Source organism: Aliivibrio friggae (assembly GCF_057368515.1).
Genome location: NZ_CM170648.1, coordinates 806244 through 827115, shown reverse-complemented (window position 1 = coordinate 827115; position 20872 = coordinate 806244). Strand labels below are relative to the sequence as shown.

The 20872-nt window shown below is 39.9% G+C and carries 18 protein-coding genes; 13 read left to right on the top strand and 5 right to left on the bottom strand.

Annotated features, from left to right (window positions below; all coding sequences use genetic code 11):
- Positions 1-66 precede the first annotated feature (66 nt).
- The 12 genes from leuS to lipA all read left to right on the top strand — a co-directional run bounded on the left by leuS (position 67) and on the right by lipA (position 12753).
- A complete protein-coding gene (leuS, locus tag AC2INI_RS03860; protein WP_486305382.1) occupies positions 67-2643 on the top strand; it encodes a leucine--tRNA ligase in 2577 nt (858 codons plus the stop codon).
- A 261-nt stretch (positions 2644-2904) separates the two neighbouring features.
- Positions 2905-3462 (top strand): LPS-assembly lipoprotein LptE, encoded by a 558-nt coding sequence (locus tag AC2INI_RS03855; RefSeq protein ID WP_162922561.1) that lies wholly within the window; start codon positions 2905-2907, stop codon positions 3460-3462.
- 2 nt (positions 3463-3464) lie between these two features.
- Positions 3465-4499 carry a DNA polymerase III subunit delta gene (gene holA, locus AC2INI_RS03850; protein WP_486305381.1) on the top strand — a complete coding sequence of 345 codons (1035 nt, stop codon included), beginning with the start codon at positions 3465-3467 and terminating at the stop codon, positions 4497-4499.
- Between the two features lie 56 nt (positions 4500-4555).
- Positions 4556-4873: a ribosome silencing factor gene (gene rsfS, locus AC2INI_RS03845; RefSeq protein WP_486305380.1), complete on the top strand. Its 318-nt coding sequence runs from the start codon at positions 4556-4558 to the stop codon at positions 4871-4873.
- A 4-nt stretch (positions 4874-4877) separates the two neighbouring features.
- Positions 4878-5348, top strand: coding sequence for a 23S rRNA (pseudouridine(1915)-N(3))-methyltransferase RlmH (rlmH, locus tag AC2INI_RS03840; protein ID WP_045101495.1), 471 nt, complete (start codon positions 4878-4880; stop codon positions 5346-5348).
- Between the two features lie 3 nt (positions 5349-5351).
- Positions 5352-7229, top strand: a complete 1878-nt coding sequence (gene mrdA, locus AC2INI_RS03835; protein ID WP_122035771.1) for a penicillin-binding protein 2 — start codon at positions 5352-5354, stop codon at positions 7227-7229.
- Positions 7229-8350: a rod shape-determining protein RodA gene (gene rodA / locus AC2INI_RS03830; protein ID WP_122035773.1), complete on the top strand. Its 1122-nt coding sequence runs from the start codon at positions 7229-7231 to the stop codon at positions 8348-8350. The genes mrdA and rodA overlap by 1 nt, the downstream gene beginning before the upstream one ends.
- Complete coding sequence (locus AC2INI_RS03825) at positions 8350-9156, top strand: septal ring lytic transglycosylase RlpA family protein (RefSeq protein ID WP_122035775.1); 807 nt, start codon at positions 8350-8352, stop codon at positions 9154-9156. Before rodA ends, AC2INI_RS03825 begins: the two co-directional genes overlap by 1 nt.
- A 259-nt stretch (positions 9157-9415) precedes the next feature.
- A complete protein-coding gene (locus tag AC2INI_RS03820; protein WP_122035777.1) occupies positions 9416-10591 on the top strand; it encodes a serine hydrolase in 1176 nt (391 codons plus the stop codon).
- A 119-nt stretch (positions 10592-10710) separates the two neighbouring features.
- On the top strand, positions 10711-10980 hold the full coding sequence (gene ybeD, locus AC2INI_RS03815) for a DUF493 family protein YbeD (protein WP_060993532.1): 270 nt from the start codon (positions 10711-10713) through the stop codon (positions 10978-10980).
- Positions 10981-11117: 137 nt separating this feature from the next.
- Positions 11118-11795 (top strand): lipoyl(octanoyl) transferase LipB, encoded by a 678-nt coding sequence (lipB, locus tag AC2INI_RS03810; protein WP_486305379.1) that lies wholly within the window; start codon positions 11118-11120, stop codon positions 11793-11795.
- The gene (lipA, locus tag AC2INI_RS03805) at positions 11788-12753 is read left to right on the top strand and encodes a lipoyl synthase (RefSeq protein WP_122035781.1); all 966 of its coding nucleotides are present in this window, start codon (positions 11788-11790) and stop codon (positions 12751-12753) included. The genes lipB and lipA overlap by 8 nt, the downstream gene beginning before the upstream one ends.
- A gap of 82 nt (positions 12754-12835) precedes the next feature.
- Here the strand turns inward: lipA and AC2INI_RS03800 are convergent, their stop codons facing one another.
- The 5 genes from AC2INI_RS03800 to AC2INI_RS03780 form a co-directional block, all read right to left on the bottom strand.
- Positions 12836-14092, bottom strand: a complete 1257-nt coding sequence (locus AC2INI_RS03800) for a glutamate-5-semialdehyde dehydrogenase (RefSeq protein ID WP_162922539.1) — start codon at positions 14090-14092, stop codon at positions 12836-12838.
- 15 nt (positions 14093-14107) lie between these two features.
- Positions 14108-15217: a glutamate 5-kinase gene (proB, locus tag AC2INI_RS03795; RefSeq protein ID WP_122035783.1), complete on the bottom strand. Its 1110-nt coding sequence runs from the start codon at positions 15215-15217 to the stop codon at positions 14108-14110.
- Between the two features lie 166 nt (positions 15218-15383).
- On the bottom strand, positions 15384-16628 hold the full coding sequence (gene frsA, locus AC2INI_RS03790; protein ID WP_122035785.1) for an esterase FrsA: 1245 nt from the start codon (positions 16626-16628) through the stop codon (positions 15384-15386).
- Between the two features lie 143 nt (positions 16629-16771).
- Positions 16772-17230, bottom strand: coding sequence for a xanthine phosphoribosyltransferase (gene gpt / locus AC2INI_RS03785; protein WP_045101484.1), 459 nt, complete (start codon positions 17228-17230; stop codon positions 16772-16774).
- A 37-nt stretch (positions 17231-17267) separates the two neighbouring features.
- A complete protein-coding gene (locus AC2INI_RS03780; RefSeq protein WP_122035787.1) occupies positions 17268-18560 on the bottom strand; it encodes an NCS2 family permease in 1293 nt (430 codons plus the stop codon).
- 826 nt (positions 18561-19386) lie between these two features.
- On the opposite strand from AC2INI_RS03780, the gene AC2INI_RS03775 reads away from it, so the two are divergent.
- Positions 19387-20841, top strand: coding sequence for an aminoacyl-histidine dipeptidase (locus AC2INI_RS03775; protein ID WP_486305378.1), 1455 nt, complete (start codon positions 19387-19389; stop codon positions 20839-20841).
- The last annotated feature ends 31 nt before the right edge of the window (positions 20842-20872 follow it).

The following is a 20872-nucleotide window of genomic DNA, read 5'->3' as shown; positions in this document are numbered from 1 at the left end:
TCAAGTATTATCTGATCAAACCGATCTCACATTTTTTGTGATCCACTGACATAACTGGGTAAATCGATGCAAGAACAATATAATCCACAGGATCTAGAACAGAAGATCCAAAAACATTGGGACGACAACAAAACGTTTGTTGTGACTGAAGACGCAAGCAAAGAAAAATTCTACTGCCTCTCAATGTTCCCATACCCAAGTGGTCGTCTACACATGGGTCACGTTCGTAACTACACTATTGGTGATGTGGTTTCTCGTTACCAACGTCTACAAGGCAAAAACGTAATGCAACCTATCGGTTGGGATGCGTTTGGTCTTCCTGCTGAGAATGCAGCTGTTAAAAACAATACAGCACCAGCGCCTTGGACATACGAAAACATCGAATACATGAAAAACCAACTTAAGCTATTAGGCTTTGGTTACGATTGGAATCGTGAGTTCGCAACTTGTACGCCTGAGTACTACCGTTGGGAACAAGAGTTCTTCACAAAACTGTACAACAAAGGCTTAGTTTATAAGAAAACCTCTTCTGTAAACTGGTGTCCAAATGACCAAACTGTTCTTGCAAACGAACAAGTTGAAGACGGTTGTTGTTGGCGTTGTGATACCCCTGTTGAACAAAAGAAGATTCCACAGTGGTTCATTAAAATTACTGAATACGCACAAGAACTTCTTGATGATCTAGATAACCTTGATGGTTGGCCAGAAATGGTTAAAACCATGCAACGCAACTGGATTGGTCGTTCTGAAGGCGTAGAGCTATCTTTTGCTGTTAACGGCGAAGAAGCTCCTTTAGAAGTATATACCACACGTCCAGATACGCTAATGGGTGTTACTTACGTTGGTATCGCAGCAGGTCACCCTCTTGCAGAGAAAGCAGCGGCAACAAACCCTGAGCTATTCGCATTCACAGAAGAGTGTCGCAATACTAAAGTTGCTGAAGCTGAATTAGCAACGATGGAAAAGAAAGGTATGGATACTGGCCTACGTGCTATCCACCCTCTTAACGGTCGTGAAGTGCCAATTTTTGTCGCAAACTTCGTATTAATGGATTACGGCACAGGTGCGGTAATGGCGGTTCCTGCTCACGATCAACGTGACTATGAATTTGCAACTAAATACAACTTAGACATCATCCCAGTAATCAAACCTGAAGATGGTTCTGATGTAGACGTATCTGAAGCGGCTTACACTGAAAAAGGCGTTCTGTTTGATTCTGGTGAATTCGACGGCCTTGCTTTCCAAGAGGCATTTGATGCTATCGCGGCAAAACTAGAAGCAGACGGTAAAGGCAAGAAAACAGTAAACTTCCGTCTACGTGACTGGGGTGTTTCTCGTCAACGTTACTGGGGTGCTCCAATCCCAATGGTAACAACTGAAGATGGTGAAGTTCACCCAGTACCAGCAGATCAACTACCAGTAATTCTTCCTGAAGATGTGGTAATGGATGGCGTAACTAGCCCAATCAAAGCTGACAAAGAATGGGCAAAAACGACATTCAACGGTGAACCAGCACTGCGTGAAACAGACACCTTTGATACCTTCATGGAATCATCTTGGTACTACGCACGTTACTGTTCACCACAAGCTGACGATATTCTAGACCCAGAAAAAGCAAACTACTGGTTACCAGTAGACCAATACGTTGGTGGTATTGAGCACGCATGTATGCACCTTCTTTACTCTCGCTTCTTCCATAAGCTTCTACGTGATGCGGGTTATGTAAATTCAGACGAACCATTCAAGCAACTTTTATGTCAAGGTATGGTACTTGCTGATGCATTTAGCCACACAAACGAAAAAGGCACAAAAGAGTGGATCGCACCAACAGATGTAACAATTGAGCGTGACGCAAAAGGTCGCATTGAGAAAGCAGTCGATAACCAGGGCCGTAACGTTGACCACTCTGGCATGATCAAAATGTCTAAGTCTAAAAACAACGGTATCGACCCTCAAGAAATGGTTGATAAGTTTGGCGCTGATACAGTACGTCTATTCATGATGTTTGCAGCACCTGCTGATATGACTCTAGAATGGCAAGAATCAGGCGTTGAAGGCGCAAGTCGTTTCCTTAAGCGTGTATGGAAATTAGTTCACGAGCACACAACAAAAGGCGCAACTGAAGCGTTAGATGTTGCCGCTCTATCTGGTGACCAAAAAGCACTGCGCCGTGATGTTCATAAAACGATTGCAAAAGTAAGTGATGATATTGGCCGTCGCCAAACATTCAACACTGCGATTGCTGCAATCATGGAATTGATGAACAAACTAAATAAAGCACCTCAAGGTTCAGCACAAGATCGCGCTCTTCTTGATGAAGCATTAAAAGCGGTTGTTGTTATGCTTTACCCTATGACTCCACACGCAAGCTTTGCAATGTGGGATGCTCTAGGTGAATCAAACATCGATACCGCTGCATGGCCAACATTTGATGAAAAAGCACTTGTTGAAGATGAGAAAACTATCGTAGTTATGATCAACGGTAAATTGCGTGCAAAACTGATTGTTGCAGCTGATGCAACAGAAGAACAAGTGAAAGAGCTTGGTCTAAAAGATGAAAACGCACTTAAGTTCCTAGATGGCCTAACTATCCGTAAAGTTATCTATGTACCAGGCAAGCTTTTAAACATCGTAGCTAACTAATTTAACTATTAACTGATTTACTAGTTAAAGTTACGTTATTAGCTAAAAAGTAATTTGAACCTTTTTTCTTATTACTTTTCTATTTAAAGCATAAGCAGTTTATCTGCTTATGCTTATTTAACTGTTTTATCTTATGCAATAAATTAAATTGTCGATAGAATAGTTAAGTAAGCATTTAATCACCACTTGAGGAGTTACTCGGTGAAACGACTTTTATCTCTATTTTCTCTTCGTACGACAATCGTATTGACGCTATCACTTATGGTCTCTGCGTGTGGCTTTCATCTACGTGGAAATTATCTTCTTCCTGAAGAATTGCATGATATTTCTTTAACAAGCTTTGACCAATACAGTGATTTAACTCGTAATGTGCAAAAACAGTTAAGAATGAATGGGATCCGCCAAGTGGCACCAACAACTGTAACGCCTAGCTTAGATTTAATTAGCGAAAGCCTTGGTGAGCGTACTTTATCTCTTTATCAAAATAGCCGAGCAGCAGAAAAAGAACTGACCTATACCGTTAGATATAGCGTTCTTATCCCAGAACATGACATTAAAACTTACACGACTACAGTTAATCGTAATTATCTTGATAACCCACTAACGGCACTGGCTAAATCGGTTGAACGAGACATGATTGAAGATGAAATGCGCGCACAAGCCGCAGAACAGATCTTACGTCAAATGGCTCGATTAAAAGCAGATGATCAACCAGCCGAATCCACTGATACGATTACTAATAACGATGAGAGCGAAACCAAAGTTTCGACACAAGAAGTAATAAAAACAATGAGTCCATCAACTGAAAATAATCAATAATAATGAGAGTATTTCCAGAACAATTAGCGCAAAATTTAGAACGTGGTTTACGTCAGTGCTACCTTTTATTTGGTAATGAACCACTATTAAAGCAAGAAAGCTTAGATATCGTTCGCCAAACGGCATTCGCACATGGATTTGAAGAAAAGCATCAATTCACACTCGATAAGCAACTCGATTGGGAATTGATCTTTGATTGCACTCAAGCCTTAAGCTTATTTTCATCTCGACAAATACTTGAACTGACTATCCCTGAAACAGGGATCACAACAGCACATACCAATAAGATTAAAGAGCTTGTACCTGCTCTTCACGATGATATTTTGTTGGTCGTTCAAGGGCCAAGAGTTAATAAAGCTCAAGAAAATAGCCAGTGGTTTAAAGCCTTAGTTCAACTTGGTTTATTTGTACCTTGTAATACACCCGACAACCAACAGCTTCCTCGCTTTATTCAACAGCGTTGTAAAAAGCTCAAGTTAAAACCGGATGCAGAAGCAATACAAATGCTAGCTCAGTGGCATGAAGGTAACCTATTGGCTCTTGCTCAAAGTTTAGACAAATTAGCTCTGCTATATCCTGATGGTTTACTGACTTTAATTCGCATAGAAGAAGCCTTAAATAGAAATAACCATTTCACTCCATTTCAATTGCTCGATACCTTGTTATCAGGCCAAGCGAAGCGTGCACAGCGTATTCTTCGTCAATTGGAGAGCGAAGGAATGGAAGTTGTGATTCTATTAAGAACGCTACAAAAAGAGCTATTTCTATTACAAACCTTCCAACAAGCGATTACTCAAGGCGAAGCTATGTTTACTGTCTTTGATCGCTATAAGGTATGGCAAAACCGACGTCCTTTGTATCAATCCGCATTACAACGATTACCAATGATGCAAATACAGCAGCTTATTCGCTCACTGGCATGCATGGAAGTCGCGACAAAAACAGACTTCGATACCAATTGTTGGCCACAACTTAGTCAATTGACTTTAGATATGTGTAATATTCACATTTCAGTGACACCCAACTTATCTCATTAATCGAGTATCACTGATATACTCCATTATAAATAATCCATTTCTTCTAGGTGATTACTTTGCAAGATAAAGAACTCCATGATTTTCTATTCAACAATGTTGATGATATGAAAGCTGAAAACATCATTACTCTTGATGTTCGTGACAAATCAAGCATCACAGATTTTATGATCGTCTGTACTGGTACCTCAAAACGCCATGTTAGCTCTATTGCCTTGAACGTATCAAATAAAGCAAGAGAAGTCGGCTTAACTCCCTATGGTGTTGACGGTGAAGCAGAAGGTGAATGGGTTGTTGTTGATATGGGTGACGTCATGATTCATATCTTGCAAGAAGAACACCGTGATCTGTACCAACTAGAAAAACTGTGGAGCTAATTTAATGAAGCTTCAGTTAATTGCCGTTGGGACAAAAATGCCTAAATGGGTAGAAGAAGGCTACAAAGAATATAGCCGTCGCTTCCCTAAAGATATGCCTCTTGAACTTATAGAGATCACCGCTGGTAAACGTGGCAAAAATGCCGATATCGCACGAATTCTTCAAAAAGAAGGAGAGGCAATGCTGGCTGCTGTACCAAAAGGCAATCGCATTGTGACTCTTGATATTCCAGGAAAGCGTTGGGATACAGAGCAACTGGCAGAGCAGTTAGAAGTATGGAAATTAGATGCTCGTGACGTATCTATTCTTATTGGTGGTCCTGAAGGTCTATCTCCTGCTTGTAAAGCCGCGGCAGAGCAAAGCTGGTCTTTATCTCCACTCACTCTTCCACACCCTCTTGTTCGTGTTGTTATGGCAGAAAGCCTATACCGAGCATGGAGTATTACAGCCAATCACCCTTACCACAGAGAATAAGAGTTGATTAAGCGCAAACGCACACAAATTCGTGATTACCACGCTGAAACGAGACTATTTGCTTCCCGCGCAATCGTCTCGTTTGCGGGGATCATTGTGCTTATTGGTCTGCTATTGAGCAATTTGTACAATATTCAAATTAATGAGTTTCAAGATTATAAAACACGTTCGAACGACAACCGTATCAAAGTCGTTCCTATCGCTCCAAATCGTGGCCTTATTTACGACCGTAATCATAAGCCTTTAGCGGAAAACCGCCCTGTATTTAATCTAGAAATCACACCAGATAAAGTAAAAGACTTGTCACTGTTGTTTAGTGAACTACAAACAATTTTACCTATCACTCAAAGTGATATTGATAGCTTTAAAAAAGAACGACGTCGTACTCGTCGCTTTAAATCTATTCCGATTTTATCCCAGTTAACCCAGAAACAAGTTGCTGTCTTTGCAGTAAACCAACACAAGTTCTCCGGTGTTGAAGTGAAAGCGTATTTAAAACGCTTTTATCCTTATGGGAAAACGTTTACTCATGTACTGGGTTATGTCGCAAAAATTAATGATCGAGATCTTGCACGTTTAGCTCGAGAAGAAAAAGACGCAAATTACCAAGCAACGCGTGATATAGGTAAATTAGGCATTGAGCGCTATTACGAAGATACGCTTCATGGAACGGCTGGCTATCAAGAAGTTGAGGTTAATAGCCGCGGCCGTGTTGTACGTACTCTAAAATACGTCCCGCCTATCCCAGGAAAAGATATCGTATTAAACCTTGATATAGAACTACAACAATTTGTTGAAAAACAATTAGATGGTAGACGAGGGGCCGCTATTGTACTTGAGCCTAAAACCAGCGCTGTTTTAGCTATGGTCTCTAGTCCTAGTTACGACCCAAATTTATTTGTTCACGGTATTTCAAGTAAAAATTATAACGCGTTATTGAATGATCCTGACCGCCCACTAGTTAACCGTGCAACCTTAGGAATTTATCCTCCAGCATCTACGGTTAAGCCGTTTATTGCCGTTTCTGCTTTAGAAGATAAAATCGTAACGCCATATACGACACGTAACGATCCTGGTTACTGGCGCATACCTAATTCAAAAACTAGGCCTTTTCGAGATTGGAAACGCTGGGGCCATGGCACCGTTAATCTAAAACAAGCCATTGAAGAATCGGTTGATACCTTTTTCTATCAAATCGCTTTTGATATGGGTATTGATCGCTTATCTACCTGGATGATGAAATTTGGTTTTGGTGATTACACCGGCATCGATATCCACGAAGAAAGTAAAGCAAATATGCCGACTCGAGACTGGAAAGTAGCCCGCTTCCGCACACCTTGGTATCAAGGCGATACAATTCCTGTAGGTATTGGACAAGGTTATTGGACCGCAACCCCAATGCAAATAGCCAAAGCAACGTCAGTCTTGGTTAATCATGGCAAAGTACAGGCGCCCCATTTACTCAAAGCGATTGTTGATGAAAAAGCGGAAGTGCCTTTTGAACCAGAGCCATACCCCCCCATTGAAGGGATTAAAGATAGTTATTGGCAACTGGCCGTTGATGGCATGATTTTAGTTAATAATGGCCCTAAAGGAACAGCAAGACGTATTTTCGCTGGAACGCCTTATGTCAGTGCAGGTAAATCAGGCTCATCTCAAGTCTTTGGTTTAAATGGCCAAGAATATAATGCGGATGAAATTGCGGAACGTTTACGTGATCACGCTTTATTTACCGGCTTTGCTCCAGCAAAAGATCCAAAAGTCATTATTTCATTGGTTCTTGAAAATGGTGGCGGTGGTTCAACTCAAGGTGGACCTATTGCGCGTAGTGTATTTGATCATGTACTGCTCCCAACTCCAAAAGAGGTAACTAAGAAATAATGAGAGTAGATATTGCATCAGGAAAAAATAGAGATTTTTTTCACCGTATCCACATCGACCTACCACTGCTATTAGGGATTTTGTTATTAATGGCTTGCGCTCTTGTCATTATGTACAGTGCCAGTGGCAAAAGCCTATTGATGATGGATAAGCAAGCGATGCGTATGCTTCTCTCATTAGGCGTCATGTTTGTATTAGCTCAAATATCTCCTAGAGCCTATGAAGCAGCCGCCCCTTATTTATTTACAGTTGGCCTCGTTTTATTATTAGGCGTTCTCTTTTTTGGTGAGGCCTCTAAAGGCGCTCAACGATGGCTTAATCTTGGCTTTGTTCGTTTTCAACCTTCCGAATTAATAAAGCTCGCCGTCCCTTTAATGGTAGCTCGTTATATTGGTAATAAAGCACTGCCTCCAACAATAAAAACACTTTTCTGTGCATTATTGATGGTATTTATTCCAACAATCATGATCGCCAAACAGCCCGATTTAGGCACCTCAATCTTAATTGCAGCTTCTGGTATCTTTGTGATTTTTCTAGCAGGGATCAGTTGGAAAATAATCTGCGCGGCAGCGGTAGCCGTTGGTGGTTTTATCCCCATTTTATGGTTCTTCTTAATGCGCCCCTATCAAAAAGTAAGGGTACAAACATTATTTAATCCAGAATCAGACCCACTTGGTGCTGGCTACCATATTATTCAATCAAAAATCGCAATTGGCTCTGGTGGGCTAGGTGGTAAAGGATGGTTACATGGGACACAATCTCAATTAGAGTTCATCCCTGAGCGCCATACCGATTTCATTTTTGCTGTTATAGCAGAAGAATGGGGCTTAATTGGCGTCATGGCTCTGCTCTCTATTTATTTGTTCATCATTGGTCGTGGTTTATTCTTAGCAAGCCAAGCTCAAACGGCTTTTGGTCGAATGATGGGAGGAAGTGTTGTTCTCAGTTTCTTTGTTTATATTTTCGTAAATATAGGCATGGTAAGCGGCATTCTTCCTGTTGTTGGCGTTCCACTTCCATTAGTCAGTTACGGCGGTACCTCAATGGTAACCCTTATGGCTGGTTTTGGTATTCTCATGTCAATTCATACACATAGAAAAGTTCACTCAAAGGCTAATTAATGCGCATTTTTTTACTCGCACTCTCTCTTGTATTAGCAGGCTGTGCTTCTGAACCAACAGTAAATAAAGACGAACCTAATGCAGGTCGTTATCAAATAGACAGTGATGTTGCTCCGCAGACTCCTATATCAGTTGAACATATTGAGGATGCTCATCCACGCTATGAGCCAAAAAGTTTATACGGCAACAAAGATTACACTTTATTAGGTCAAGACTATCCAATAGTTAAAGAACCAAAAGGCTTTACTCAAGAAGGAAAAAGCTCTTGGTATGGTAATAAGTTCCATGGGCATAAAACCTCTAATGGTGAGGTATATGATATGTACTCAATGAGTGCTGCTCATAAAACATTACCAATCCCTAGCTATGTTAAAGTGACCAATAAAGACAATGGAAAAACAGCGATTGTTCGTGTTAATGACCGTGGTCCTTTCCATGAGGGACGCATTATTGATTTAAGTTTTGCAGCAGCAACGAAATTAGATGTGATAAAAACAGGTACAGCTAATGTGAAGATTGAATATATTGCCATTGATAAGCCGACCAACATTCAAGATTGGCATGCGATAGATCCAAATCAATACTATATCCAAATGGTTGCAGTGAAAAATAAAGACAGTGCAGAGAAAGCCGCTTTGCTACTACAAGAAAAATTCAACACCTCTACGAACATAATAAAATCAAATTACGGATTTCGAGTTCGTTTAGGTCCATTTCTTGATCGTGATGTTGCCGATAAAAAATTATTAAAAGTGAAGAATACTAATTACTCATCGGCATTTATTATCCAAGAAGCAAAAAAATAGGCTTTTTAATGTCAACGTTGAGTGAATATTGTAACTAGATATCAGCACTCACTTATAAGACAAACATTAGTTGAACTAATTGAAAATATGATTGTCTTTACATAACAATAAGATAGCCATAATAACAATTCTCATGTTATGAATTATTATTAGCTATCTTTTCATAAGAAATCAGTTATTTAATTACACATCTGGTCATGATATCCAAATCTGCTATTATGTACGCAGTTCACTACCTCAAAGTGCAAAAGTTATTATTATGAAGAAATCAGCAAAACAGTTAAAACGAATTATTTTATCGAGCTTCATTCTTGGCTCTACTGTTGCAGTAGCTGCCCCAGCAGTTATCCCTAACGCACCTCAAATTGCGGCAAAGGGCTACGTGCTAATGGACTATCATTCAGGCAAAGTTCTTGCTGAAAAAGACATGAACGTCCGAATGAACCCTGCAAGTTTAACTAAAATGATGACAAGCTATGTTATTGGTCAAGAAATCGAAAGTGGCAATATTTCGATGGATGACGATGTTGTTATCAGTAAAAATGCATGGGCTAAAAACTTCCCTGGTTCATCTAAGATGTTCATCGAAGTTGGTAGTACAATTAAAGTACGCGACTTAAACCAAGGCATTATTGTTCAATCTGGCAATGATGCTTGTGTTGCAATGGCTGAACACGTTGCTGGCTCTGAAGATGCATTTGTCGATCTAATGAATGCATGGGGTAGAACTCTAAAGCTTGAAAATACTCATTTTGGCAATGTTCACGGCCTAGATAGCGATGATTTATACTCTACGCCTTATGATATGGCATTAATCGGACAAGCTTTAATCCGTGATGTTCCAGAAGAATACCGCGTATATGCTCAAAAATCATATACTTACAACGGTATCACTCAATATAACCGTAATGGTTTATTGTGGGATAAAAGCATGAATGTTGATGGTATTAAAACGGGTCATACTGATGGTGCCGGTTACAACTTAGTAAGTTCTGCAACTGAAGGTAAAATGCGTTTAGTTGCTGTAGTTATGGGCACTAAATCTGGTAATGCACGTAAAGCTGAAAGTAAAAAATTACTTAACTACGGCTTCCGATTCTTCGAAACAGTTTCTCCACACAAAGCAAACGAAACCTTCGTAACTGAAAAAGTATGGATGGGTAGCACTGATGAAGTTGCTCTAGGCGTTGCTGAAGATACTTATGTTACTCTTCCTCGTGGTCAAGCTAAGAAGATGACAGCAAGTTTTGTTCTAGAAAAAACACTTGAAGCGCCGATCTATAAAGGTGATGTTGTTGGTAAGCTTTTCTACCAAGTCGACGGTGAAGACATTGCTGAATACCCACTGCTTGCACTAAATGATGTTGAAGAAGGTGGCATTTTCAGTCGTCTAATCGATTACATCGTATTAATGTTTAAAGGTTGGTTAAGCTAATAGCTAACGAATTAAAAAAAGGTGGCTTCGGTCACCTTTTTTTATTTCCCTTGTTATCTGACTTAGGTCACAGTAAAATTCCCTTCTTACTATTTATCCACTCTCGATTGGAGACGGTTATGCAAGAGCAACCAAAGCTAAAAGATCTTCTAGAATTCCCATGTAAATTTACTTATAAAGCCGTTGGCCTTGCTCACGAAGACCTTCCAGTACTTGTACTTGAAGTAATTCAACGTCATGCTCCTGGTGATTACACTCCACAAGTAAAAGCAAGTGGCAAAGGTAACTACAATTCTGTATCTGTAAGTATTACAGCTACATCGATTGAACAAGTAGAAACGCTATATAAAGAACTAGCAGAAATCGAAATGGTTCGCATGGTTTTATAATCAGATATTGAGTGCTATTTAGAGATAAATAGTACTCAGCTTCTAAAAATTTTGATATACCCCTACATTTCTTATCTATTCCTTCCTTTCTATCCTTGCTATCATTACCGCAAATTTTCAAATCAAGTGTGATTCTATTGAACAAGCGTCTCGTTGTTAAAAACCTTGGCCGACAAGATTATGAGCCGGTATGGAAAGCAATGCATACTTTTACTGATGAGCGTGATGAAAATACATGCGATGAAGTATGGTTGGTAGAACATAACCCTGTATTTACTCAAGGACAGGCAGGTAAAGAAGAACACGTTCTTGCTGCTGGTGATATCCCTATAGTAAAAAGTGATCGCGGTGGGCAAGTTACCTACCATGGACCAGGTCAACTAGTTGCTTATGTGTTAATCAATTTACGCCGTAAGAATACGGGCGTTCGTGAATTAGTCACTCACATTGAAAATACAGTGGTTAATACTTTACATCAATTTGGTATTGAATCAGCGGCACGACCTGATGCTCCGGGTGTGTATGTCGATAATAAGAAAATCTGCTCTCTTGGTTTACGTATCCGAAAAGGATGCTCATTCCACGGACTAGCACTAAATGTAAATATGGATCTATCTCCTTTTCTTCGTATTAACCCTTGCGGTTATGCTGGGATGGAAATGATACAACTGCACGATTTAGTCAAAGAAAACGATAACGTAGAGAACAAAGCAGAACACGTTGAAGATGTTCATTCTCTACTCATTAAAGAATTAACAACATTACTTGATTACACTGATATCGAGTACATAATGGAAAGCAGCGATCATGAGTAAGCCAATTCAAATGGAAAAAGGCGTGAAATACCGCGATGCCGATAAAATGGCTCTAATTCCAGTTAAAAATATGCCAACAGAAAAAAAAGAAGTATTACGTAAGCCTGAGTGGATGAAAATAAAACTTCCATCAAGCAGTAAGCGTATTGATGAAATCAAATCAGCACTACGTAAAAACAAGCTTAACTCTGTATGTGAAGAAGCCTCTTGCCCGAACTTAGCAGAATGTTTTAATCACGGTACTGCTACCTTTATGATCTTAGGTGCCATTTGTACTCGTCGTTGCCCTTTCTGTGACGTTGCTCATGGCCGTCCTGTTACTCCTGAATCTGAAGAGCCGAAAAAACTGGCAAAAACGATTCAAGATATGAAACTAAAATACGTCGTGATCACCTCTGTCGATCGTGATGATTTGCGTGATGGTGGCGCACAACACTTTGCTGATTGTAACCGCGAAATTCGTGAATTAAATCCAGACATCCGTATTGAAACGTTAGTCCCTGATTTCCGTGGTCGTATGGACCGCGCATTAGATGCAATGCATGGCAATCCACCGGATGTATTTAACCATAACTTAGAGACAGCTCCTCGCCTCTACCGTAAGGTTCGTCCTGGTGCTAACTACCAATGGTCTCTGGACTTATTAAAGAAATTTAAAGAACAGCACCCTACTGTACCAACTAAGTCTGGTGTAATGATGGGGTTAGGTGAAACTAAAGAAGAGATCGTTCAAGTATTAAAAGACTTGCGTGCTCACGGTGTGACAATGCTGACTCTAGGTCAATATTTAGCTCCAAGTCGTCATCACCTTCCTGTTGAACGTTACGTTCCACCTGCTGAGTTTGATGAGCTAAAAGAGATTGCACTTGAGCTTGGGTTTACTCATGCTGCTTGTGGTCCATTTGTTCGTTCTTCTTACCATGCCGATCTTCAAGCGAAAGGCGAAGAAGTTAAATAGTTCAGGATTCAAGAAATGAAAAAAGGTTGACGTTTTGGCGCCAACCTTTTTATTTATTTGCTATAAGCTAACTGAAGAACGATTAACTACGGATTAGATAATCTGCTTTACCTACCCATTTATAACTTGTTAGCTCTTCTAAGCCCATTGGACCGCGAGCATGAAGCTTTTGAGTAGACACCGCAACTTCTGCGCCTAAACCAAACTGAGCGCCATCCGTAAAGCGAGTTGAAGCATTCACATAGACAGCAGCCGATCCCGCCGTATTAATGAACTTCTCAGCAGATTCAATATTATTCGTTAAGATCGTATCAGAATGGCTCGCGTTGTGTTTTTGCATATGAGCCGCTGCTTCGTTTACATCAGCAACGACTTTTACACCTAATGTGTAACTTAGCCATTCAGTGTCAAAATCGCCCTCTTGAGCTTCACGTAGCGATACACCTTCAAACTCTTTTAATAGTGCATAAGCTTTAGGCTCAGCAACTAATTCAACACGGCCTGCCATGTTATCAGCAAGTAATGCTAAGAATTGTGGAGCTACTGCTTCATGAACAAGTAACGTATCTAACGCATTACATGCTGATGGACGTTGTGCTTTTGAATTATCTACAACCGCTAATGCTCTTTCTAAGTCAGCACTATCATCAACGAACGCATGGCTAATACCAAAGCCACCAATGATGACTGGAATGGAGCTGTTTTCTTTACACATTTTATGTAAACCAGCACCACCACGTGGAATGATCATATCGACATAATCATCAAGAGTAAGCAGTTGAGAAACTAACTCACGATCAGGCTTTTCGATATATTGCACAGACGCCGCTGGTAATCCTGCTTTTTCAAGCGCAACTTGAATAACCTTAACCAACTCCATGTTAGAGAAGAAGGTTTCTTTACCACCACGTAAAATGCTCGCATTGCCTGTTTTTAAACATAATGAAGCAATATCAATAGTCACGTTTGGACGAGCTTCGTAAATAACGCCAATCACACCAATTGGCACGCGACGACGAGATAAAGACATCCCATTTTCTAATACTTTACTATCGATTTCACTACCAACAGGATCATTTAAATTAATCACATTACGAACATCATTAGCAATGCCAACTAAACGCTCTTCTGTCAGTAATAATCTGTCTTGCATCGCTGCTGAAATACCCGCTTCTACTGCGGCTTTAATATCTTTTGCATTTGCAGCAAGAATCGCTTCTTTATTTGCTTCAAGCTCGTCAGCAATAATAGCAAGCGCTCTGTTCTTTTGTGCTGTTGGAGCAACAGCCAAGTCAAATGCAGCGGCTTTTGCTGCCTGACCCATAGTTGTTAAATTCACAATATATCCTTATTACTAAATCAGTACTAAATCATCACGATGGATAGCTACAGGCCCATATTCGTAGCCCAATACTGCGTAAATATCCAGACTGTGCTTACCTAAAATCTTACTTAAATCTTCACTTGAATAGCGTGAAATACCACGAGCAATCAATTCGCCGTTTGTATTTACAATCTTAGCAACACCACCACGAACAAAATGACCCGCAACTTCAGTAATACCCTTACTTAATAAGCTACTGCCTTTTTGTTGAACAGCGTTAACAGCACCATCATCAATCACAATATGACCGTTAGACGCAGGCCCAGCTAAAATCCAACGCTTACGACTTTCAAGTGCACATTCAACAGGTAAGAACTTCGTTCCTTGTGGTTTTGAATGTATAACATCACTGATCACATTTTCTGCACTACCCGCTGCGATCACAACTTCGATACCTGCACGGCGAGCAATATCTGCCGCTTGCAGTTTCGTTGCCATACCACCAGTACCTAGCGTCGTTCCGCTACCACCGGCAATTTTTCGTAATGTTTCATCAATCGTATGAACTTCTTTGATCAACTCAGCTTTAGGATCTTTTCGTGGATCCGCCGTAAATAGTCCCGACTGATCGGTCAATAATAACAGCTTATCTGCTCCAGCAAGAATTCCGACTAATGCTGATAAATTATCATTATCGCCCACTTTAATTTCATTAGTTGCTACCGCATCATTCTCATTAACAATAGGCACAATGTTATTTTTGAGCAAAGCCGTTAGCATATCTCGCGCATTTAAGTAGCGTTCACGATCGTCTAAATCTGCGCGTGTCAGTAACATTTGCCCGACATCAACACCATAGATACCAAATAAACTCTGCCATGCTTGAATTAAGCAACTTTGACCAACAGCAGCCAGTAACTGCTTATTGGCCATGGTTTTGGGTAGTTCGGGGTAGTTAAGATGTTCACGACCAGCAGCAATCGCTCCAGATGTAACAACAATAACTTGGTGACCTAACTTTTTCAGATGCACACACTGGCGAACAAGTTCAACCATATGGGCTCTATCAAGTTTTAATGTGCCACCGGTGAGTACACTTGTACCAAGTTTAACGACTATGGTTTGAGATTGTGTATTCAATTCCCTACTACCTATTTATTAACTAATAATGTTTTAAATTACGATTTTTGTTCATCGTAATAATAATGGAAAAACTGCCCTATTTTTAGCAAGCAAATCAGAACAGTACAAGCTTAAAATAGCATTTAATAACATTTCACTTTAATAAGATGAATTTAAAGTCAGATTATTGCTTCATCTCCTCTTTTATCCACTCAATCATCTGATTTAACGCCTCTTCATAGCCACTATGCAAGGTCTTACTTTGTAGCTCAATGCCTTTACCATATTGACTAAATAAAGCGGCCAATTTGTTATCTGATTTAGGGGATACCGGATCCCCTTTTAAACCTATGGAAAGAATAGATACTGATGTTTTTCGTCCTCCAGAAAGAAAGCCTTGGTTCTTCAAAGACCATGCTTGCATCTGGCTAGTGAGACTATTGATATCAACGACTTTCTTTGCCAGTCGAGACGCTAATACATCTAAATACATCTTCGGCATTTTTTTCAATAGTCTAGAGTCTGACAATATATTATGGATAGGAGCACCCAATGCCACACACGCTTTTAATCTGCTTGGTTCTAAAAACGAGAGACGTAACGCGGCGTTACCACCGAAACGAAAACCCATCACAGCGGTATGAAAACGGTCAACCCATGGAATATTTGGTAAATGGTTCAATACGGCTTGATGTAAACAACTAGAGTCTTCCGTTAATGGCCAATGAGAACTGTGGCCAATTGATGGCATATCAAGAGTCAACATCGCCATATTATTTGGTGCAAGAAAATCACGATAAAGTCGCCACATATCGGTTTGTAATGAATCCATTCCACCACTGACAATGACAACTGGTAACGGCTTTTCTGTATTTGGTAAATGCAAATAACAAGTAATTTTCTTTCCTTCATAAGGCACTTGGATCTTCTCTATTCGATGAGAAGTTTCTTTCGCTGCCATATCATAAGCTTGATTTGCAAGAACCTGTGCTTGAGTCGCTAGGTTATCCCCTTTAATGTGTGGGTAGCCAGCAATACTAAAATATAAACTTGCTTTAAATAAAGACTCAGCAGCTTCATCGCCCTCTAATTCTGATGCTTTTTTTTGGTGATCCATTCCTGCATGGATCCACTCATAGGCCCAGTTTCCAGAGTGATAGCCACTGACGGTATCGAGCCATTCATCACGAGTACGATTTTTATCACTGTTGGCGATACGAGCAAGAACTGATTCTAATTCGATTGGTTCGACACCTTGCCAAATCCATTGAGGACGGCGAAGTTCACGATACCAACGTCGATCATCATCATTGGAAGACATTTGCTCCACACTACTTGGAAGATAAGGAACAAGACCTGACGTCTCTAGGGCTTGCTTTTGATTTTTAAATAATTTAACAGAGAGGTTTTCACTTTCAGGTTGAGTCATTCCAAACACCAGTAATACAAAGGTTGATGGCTATTACTATATACTGAAAGACAAATAAGAAATACGCAGAGCGCAATAAAATCAAATTCAAGGCAAAAAAAATGACCCTACTAAGAGAGTCATTTTTATCAATTTGATTTGAATTATTTTTTACAAATAGGATCTACGTATGTTACCGCCATATCCCATGGTTGTTCAATCCATGTATCTTGTGGGATATCAACAACATAAGCATCAACTAAATGAATGCCTGCTGGTTTAGCACATACTGTCACTAATTTACCTTTAGGGTACATTTCACGTAGTTTAACCGCTGTATCACCGCTATCAACAAGGTCATCAATGATGATAAAACCTTCACCATCACCTTCCATTGCTTTAACAACCGTCATATCACGCTGGTGATCATGATCGTAGCTTGAAATACAAACTGTATCAACATAACGAATATTCAACTCACGAGCTAAAATCGCAGCAGGCACTAAACCGCCACGGCTCACAGCCAAAATACCTTTCCATTGCTCGGCAGGAAGTAACTGTTCAGCAAGCTGACGAGTATACATCTGCATGTTATCCCAAGTGATTACAAATTTGTTAGCCATAATAGACAAAACCTCTAAAAAGCATAGCCGGTAGCGACTACGCCGTAAAAATAAATTTCAGCGTGAATAGTGCAGCAAGAACCCAAACACTGATATGAACATCACGACCTTTACCACTTAGCAACTTAATCGCAGCATAAGAGATAAAGCCTAGCGAAATTCCATCAGCAATAGAGAAGGTTAAAGGCATAAGTAAGCATACCACAACAACAGGGGCTGCTTCAGTAAGATCTCGCCAATCAATGCTCACAAGACCAGACATCATTAGAATTGCAACATAGAACAGTGCGCCAGCGGTTGCATAAGCAGGGACCATTCCTGCAAGTGGTGCAAAAAATAGAGCTAAAAGAAATAGGATACCAACTACAACTGCTGTTAAACCAGTACGGCCACCAGCTGCAACACCAGCAACACTTTCAATGTATGACGTAGTATTTGATGTACCTAATAAAGCACCTACTGACGTTGCCGTTGAGTCCGCTAATAATGCTTTATTTAGACGAGGGATATTACCGTCTTTATCCATAATTCCTGCTTTTTGAGAAACACCGACTAAAGTTCCTGCGGTATCAAACAAATCAACAAATAAGAAAGCAAACACAACCGTTAACATGCTCAATTCAAACGCACTAGAAAAGTCTAATTGTAAAAAAGTAGGTGCGATGCTTGGTGGCATTGACATAATACCGGCATATTGAACATCACCAAAAAGTAATGAAATAGCGGTTACTGCTAAGATAGCAATCATAACAGCTGCTTTATAGCCACGATGAACCAGTGCAATAGTCAAAAAGAAAGCTAAAGCGCCCATTGCTGCTGGAAAACTATTAATACTACCCATTGAAACTAATGTTGCAGGGTTATCAATCACGATACCTGAATTCTTCAATGCAATAAAAGCAAGAAATAAACCAATACCCGCAGAGATACCCGTTCGTAAAGAAAGAGGGATAGAGTTAATTATTAATTCTCTAATTTTAAAAAGACTTAATAGTATAAATAAGACACCAGACATAAATACAGCAGCTAGTGCAACCTGCCATGTATGGCCCATACCTAAAACAACGGTATAGGTGAAGAAGGCATTTAACCCCATACCAGGTGCTTGAGCTATTGGAAAGTTAGCAACAAACCCCATAATGAAACAACCAATTGCAGCAGCAATACAGGTTGCAACAAATACAGCGCCTTTATCCATTCCCGCATCAGCTAGAATTGCGGGATTAACGAAAATGACATAAGCCATGGTTAAAAAGGTAGTTAATCCTGCAATAACCTCAGTACGAAAATCCGTACCGTTTTCTTTTAGTTGAAACAGTTTCTCAAGCATTGGGGGTGTCCTAGTCTATTTTATGCAATTTAAACGTTTGCGTAATCGATTGGCTGAGGATTATAAAGAGGAATTATATGAATTTCTAGCGATAGTTACCCTTTTAATGAGTTAATGATAAATAAAGTGAAAGCACTATTTAGAATTAATACTACTAAATAATGTAAATCAACAAGTTATGAGAAATTAAAGAAATGGAATGCGGTGCGGTAATAATTTAAAAGCAAAAAAAACGCCACCCAAAAAATTTGGCTGGCGGAGAATTAAGTCACCCAAGATGGGTTTAATTGAATTCCAATTATAGGGGTATTACTTTACTGTATAAAACCGAGGTTTTATTAGTAACCAAAGCAAGCTGGGTATACGAATTGACTTGTATAAACAGAGCGTTGGTTCCAGAAACTTGAAGAGCTTAAAAAAGACATAACATCACCTTATCAATTGACAGTTAAAAACAAAATAATTGATCTCGGTTCCTTGGAGGCGATAAATCGGACTCATCCTTTGAGCATTTACATCTGCTGTATCAGCAGAGAAGACAACTATATCACTATGGAATAAAATTACAACAAAAACATGACCCAGCTCACAAAAAATATCAATTACCGCCCACTAAACCATCATATTGTGTAGTTTTATTACGTAACCGTTTGCTATTTAAAAATTTAAACTATTTACCTTTAAGTTCATAAAATCAGTATATGGATTTACGATATCAAACAGAGTAATTCGCTAGATTCATAGGTATACTTGTTTTAATTAATACCCAATAACTCAAATAAATAGAGCATTCCTAAATAAATAATGTTCTCAAAAGGAGATTCTTGTGTCTGAGATCAGTCAACTTACCCCTCAACCTCTTTGGCAGTTTTTCGATAAAATTTGCTCTATCCCTCACCCTTCTAAACATGAAGAAGCATTAGCTCAATACATCATTGAATGGGCAACAAGTGAAGGACTAGATGTTCGCCGTGATCCAACCGGCAATGTATTCATTAAAAAGCCAGCAACCGCAGGCATGGAAGATCGTAAAGGGGTTGTTCTTCAAGCTCATATCGACATGGTTCCACAAAAGAATGAAGACACTGATCATGACTTCACAAAAGATCCTATTCAGCCTTACATTGATGGCGAGTGGGTAACAGCGAAAGGAACGACACTTGGCGCTGACAACGGTATGGGTATGGCTTCTTGTCTAACTGTATTAGCTTCAAATGAGATCAAGCATGGTCCTCTTGAAGTTTTACTTACTATCGATGAAGAAGCGGGCATGACGGGTGCTTTCGGTTTAGAAGCAGGTTGGTTAGAAGGTGATATCCTTTTAAATACAGATTCTGAGCAAGAAGGTGAGATCTATATGGGTTGTGCTGGTGGTGCTGATGGTGCTATCAAACTGAATATCGAACGTGAAGCACTACCAACAGGTTATGTGACTCGTCAAATTACATTGAAAGGCCTAAAAGGCGGCCACTCTGGTTGTGATATTCACACTGGTCGTGGTAACGCAAACAAACTCTTAGGACGCTTCCTTGCTGGTCACGCTGTTGAACTTGATTTACGTCTTGTTGAGTTCCGTGGTGGTAGTTTACGTAACGCGATTCCTCGTGAAGCATTTGCAACCGTTGCCGTTCCTGCTGAGAACGAAGCAAAACTTGCCGAGCTATTCACGTTTTATACTGATTTGCTAAAAGCGGAACTAGGCCGAGTAGAAACAGGTATCGTGACCTTTAATGAAGCTGTTTCTGCAGATAAAAGTCTAACTTCATCGACTCAAGCACGCTTTATTGCAACATTGAATGCGTGTCCAAACGGTGTGATCCGTATGAGTGATGATATTGAAGGTGTGGTTGAAACATCTTTGAACGTTGGTGTTATTACGACAGATGAAGATTCTATTACTATTCTTTGTCTTATCCGTTCATTAATGGACTCGGGTCGTAGTATGGTTGAAGGTATGCTTTCTTCTGTTGCTGAATTAGCAGGCGCACAAGTCACCTTCTCTGGTACTTACCCTGGCTGGAAGCCTGATGCTGATTCTGAAATCATGCATGTTTTCCGTGATGTTTATGAAGGTATCTACGGAAATAAACCAAATATTATGGTTATTCACGCAGGTCTTGAGTGTGGTCTATTTAAGAAGCCTTATCCAGAAATGGATATGATTTCATTCGGTCCAACAATCAAATTCCCTCACTCTCCAGATGAGAAAGTGAAAATTGATACGGTTGCTCTTTATTGGGAGCAAATGGTAGCTATCTTAGAGAACATTCCTAAGAAATAATCCATTACTTGTTAATAAAAAACGGTCAGCA

Coding starts and splice junctions, on each gene's coding strand:
- AC2INI_RS03825 (WP_122035775.1), top strand. CDS start 8,350: ATGCGCATTTTTTTACTCGCACTCTCTCTTGTATTAGCAGGCTGTGCT.
- AC2INI_RS03780 (WP_122035787.1), bottom strand. CDS start 18,560: ATGCTTGAGAAACTGTTTCAACTAAAAGAAAACGGTACGGATTTTCGT.
- rodA (WP_122035773.1), top strand. CDS start 7,229: ATGAGAGTAGATATTGCATCAGGAAAAAATAGAGATTTTTTTCACCGT.
- ybeD (WP_060993532.1), top strand. CDS start 10,711: ATGCAAGAGCAACCAAAGCTAAAAGATCTTCTAGAATTCCCATGTAAA.
- AC2INI_RS03855 (WP_162922561.1), top strand. CDS start 2,905: ATGGTCTCTGCGTGTGGCTTTCATCTACGTGGAAATTATCTTCTTCCT.
- holA (WP_486305381.1), top strand. CDS start 3,465: ATGAGAGTATTTCCAGAACAATTAGCGCAAAATTTAGAACGTGGTTTA.
- rlmH (WP_045101495.1), top strand. CDS start 4,878: ATGAAGCTTCAGTTAATTGCCGTTGGGACAAAAATGCCTAAATGGGTA.
- gpt (WP_045101484.1), bottom strand. CDS start 17,230: ATGGCTAACAAATTTGTAATCACTTGGGATAACATGCAGATGTATACT.
- AC2INI_RS03820 (WP_122035777.1), top strand. CDS start 9,416: ATGAAGAAATCAGCAAAACAGTTAAAACGAATTATTTTATCGAGCTTC.
- lipA (WP_122035781.1), top strand. CDS start 11,788: ATGAGTAAGCCAATTCAAATGGAAAAAGGCGTGAAATACCGCGATGCC.
- leuS (WP_486305382.1), top strand. CDS start 67: ATGCAAGAACAATATAATCCACAGGATCTAGAACAGAAGATCCAAAAA.
- frsA (WP_122035785.1), bottom strand. CDS start 16,628: ATGACTCAACCTGAAAGTGAAAACCTCTCTGTTAAATTATTTAAAAAT.